This is a genomic window from Thermoflexus sp., assembly GCF_034432235.1.
GTDB lineage: Bacteria > Chloroflexota > Anaerolineae > Thermoflexales > Thermoflexaceae > Thermoflexus.
Map to the genome: position 1 here is coordinate 1 of NZ_DAOUCJ010000040.1, position 3,000 is coordinate 3,000.

Here is a 3,000-nt window from a genome sequence, read left to right on the forward strand (position 1 = left end):
GCGGATCGCTTCCTCTCCCCAAACGGGCAGGTCCGACCATGGCCGTTCGAGGGAGGCACAGGCCCGGAGCTCGCATTATACGGGGGTTGATTCCGTTGTGAACGCATGGCGTGTCGAATGAATTCGACCTCAAAAGGCCTTCGGCCCATAGCCGGCCTGCGCCAGCCGAACGGCTTTCGCGGCGGCGCAGGCCGATGTGTGGCGCATCAGCGCCTCGCGAGGCCGATTAACGAATTTTTTGAAGTTCATCATTCGACCTGGAGCTCAGCGCAGGAAGAGCAACGGGACGGCGATATCCACCCACAGGTTGTTCAGGAAGTGCATCAGGATGCAGGGATACACCGATCGATAGCGCATGTAGAGCAGGGCGGGAAAGAAGGACCAGAAGAAGACATACAGGACCAGCCCAGGCCCGATGCCCCCGTGATAGAGGGCGAAGAGCAGGTTGTGCAGGAGCAATGCCCTGAGACGTCCGATCCGACCTTCCAGCGCCTGGAGCACATATCCCCGGAACATGGTCTCCTCCGCCGGCGGCACCAGGATCAGGCCGGCCAGGACGATCCAGACGAACTCCAGGGTGGAGGCCGGCTGGACGAAACCCCGGCGCGCGGGATCCCAGTAAAGGGGGATCCCGAGGGTCTGCCGCGCCGCATCGAAGGGGAACCAGAGCATTTCCGCGGCCACCGCGGCCAAAGCGGCCAATCCCACGGCCTCCAGAGAAAGCTTCCCCCGCCATCCCAGATCCGGAAGCCCCACGCCTTCCGAACGGAGGATCCGCACGAGGGCCCACGCGGTGACCGCCGCCCACAGGGCGTAGATCAGCACACTGAACACGCCGGGATCCCGGATACCCACGGCAAGGGCCGCTCTCTCCGGGGGAAGGCCTGCCATGTAGCCTGCCGTGTAGATGCCGAAGAAGGTCACGGCCGTGGCGATGATGCTGATGAAGGGGAAGAGAAGATACCGGATCGGAAGGGACGTGCGCATCGCTTCACCTCCTGTCTACGGGTTTTCTCACTGCCCATCGATCCGATGGAGTTCGCGAAGCCCTGCGGCGGCCATCACCAGGCCCAGCGCGCCCTCCAGCGCGAAGGCGAGATCTGGACGGCCGGCGAACAAAGCGAGGAAGGGGACGCCGAAGGCGCTGAGAACGCCCAGGGGGAAGAAAAGGGGCAGCAGGATGCCGGATACGAACAGGGCGATCCCGATGGCGTAGCCCCACAGGGCGATGATGGCCCCGGAGGGGAGGGAGGCGGGGCCCAGGCCGGTCGCCAGCATCGCCATCCCGCCTATGATCACCCCCCACGCCCAGCCCACCTTCGGGGCCAGCGCCGTGCGCAGCGGCGGCATCCCTTCCAGCCGCCCGCGGCGGAGGGCAATCCCATAGGTGGCGATGATCCCGCCGGCCGCCGTCAGCAGGATCGCCGCGAGGATCCACCCCGTGAATGGAACGGCCCGCGCGACGACCCATGCGAGGGCGCCGGCGATGCCCCAGAGGATCAGAGCGGGGAGGGGACCGGCGATAGGCGCGGTGGCCCCGAAGAAGGCGAGGTAAAGGGTTGGGACCCAGAAGGCGCGGCCGATCAGGAGATCCGAGAAGATGTTGAACGCCGTGTAGAGGCCGAAGGCCACCATATAGAACGCGAAATGGCGGACCTCCGACCGCCCCTTCATCGCGATCACACGGAGCACATCCACCGTCTCCAGAAGCTCCTGAAGCACCTTCTCGCTCGTCTCCATGGGAGGCCTCCATCGCGTTTTGAAACATGAACTCCCCTCACGCTGCTCCGCGTTTGCGCCGCGCGGATTTCAGGATCCGGCCCAGGCGATCCAGGTAGACCTGCAGGCGGCGGCGCCCCTCCGGCGTGAGGGCATAGGTCGTGCGGGGCCGCCGGCCTGCAAAAGCCTTGTGCACCCGGATCAGGCCGTGCTCCTCCAGCACCCGCAGGTGCTGGGCCAGGTTGCCGTCCGTGACGCCCAGCTCCCGCTTCAGGGTCTGGAAGTCCAGCTCCCCAGCCTGAAGGAGCAGCGTCATGATCCCCAGGCGCACCCGCTCGTGGATGATCGGATTCAGATCCAGGATCTCCATAGGCTGTTATCGCATTCCGGGGCTGTCCGAATATGCCGGCCGGGGAGGGGCTCCCTCCGCCCGCTTTCCGATCGCCTCCAGGCTCGGCAGGGCCACGACGCCGATCTCCTTTGCGGATCAGTCTACTTTGCTTACGAAAAGAACTTTGTGTCGAAAAGTATAACGGACTTCCCCGATCCTGTCAAGAGGAGCGTTTCGGGATCCGCGGCCGGGGGTGCTTCACGGGCGTGACCCTCCTGACGGGCTTTCTTCCTTCCCGCGCTTTGGCGCATGGGGCGGGGTGTGTTACGATAGCCATGGCGTTTGCTTCCAGACCTGAGGAACATGGAGGCGGTGCAGCGATGACGCGATCCGATCCCTTCGGCGCGAAAGCGATGCTGGAAACCGCGGCCGGAACGGTCGTGTATTATCAGCTCCGTCGTCTGGCGGAGCAGGGCGTAAGCGATCCCTCCCGTCTGCCCTTCTCCATCCGGGTCCTTCTCGAGAACCTCCTCCGGCACTGCGACGGCAGCCTGGTGACCGAAGAGGACGTCCTGGCCCTCGCCCGCTGGGTCCCTCGGGATCTTCCCGATCGGGAGATCCCGTTCATGCCTGCCCGGGTGATCCTCCAGGATTTCACTGGTGTTCCTGCGGTGGTGGATCTGGCGGCGATGCGCTCGGCGGTGAAGCGCCTGGGCGGGGATCCCCGGCGGATCAATCCCCTGGTCCCTGCGGATCTGGTGATCGATCACTCCGTCCAGGTGGATTTCTTCGGGACGGAGCTCGCCTTCTACATGAACGTGGAAAAGGAGTTCGAACGCAACCGGGAGCGCTATGCGCTGCTGCGCTGGGCCCAGAAGGCCTTCCGGAACTTTCGCGTGGTCCCTCCCGGCACCGGCATCGTCCACCAGGTGAACCTGGAATACCTGGCG

At 65.0% G+C, this 3,000-nt stretch carries 4 protein-coding genes; 1 reads left to right on the top strand and 3 read right to left on the bottom strand.

Going from position 1 to position 3,000, the window contains the following annotated elements:
* Positions 1–264 precede the first annotated feature (264 nt).
* Genes VAE54_RS04940 through VAE54_RS04950 form a run of 3 tightly spaced genes read right to left on the bottom strand, consistent with a single transcriptional unit; the run spans position 265 to position 2,089 of the window.
* Positions 265–987 (bottom strand): CPBP family intramembrane glutamic endopeptidase, encoded by a 723-nt coding sequence (locus VAE54_RS04940; protein WP_322800826.1) that lies wholly within the window; start codon positions 985–987, stop codon positions 265–267.
* A 27-nt stretch (positions 988–1,014) separates the two neighbouring features.
* Positions 1,015–1,740, bottom strand: coding sequence for a hypothetical protein (locus VAE54_RS04945; RefSeq protein ID WP_322800827.1), 726 nt, complete (start codon positions 1,738–1,740; stop codon positions 1,015–1,017).
* 37 nt (positions 1,741–1,777) lie between these two features.
* Entirely contained in the window at positions 1,778–2,089 is a 312-nt protein-coding gene (locus tag VAE54_RS04950) for a transcriptional regulator (RefSeq protein WP_322800828.1), read from the bottom strand.
* A gap of 341 nt (positions 2,090–2,430) precedes the next feature.
* Between VAE54_RS04950 and VAE54_RS04955 the strand changes: the two genes are divergently transcribed.
* On the top strand, positions 2,431–3,000 hold a 570-nt coding region (locus VAE54_RS04955), incomplete at its 3' end, for an aconitase family protein (protein WP_322800829.1).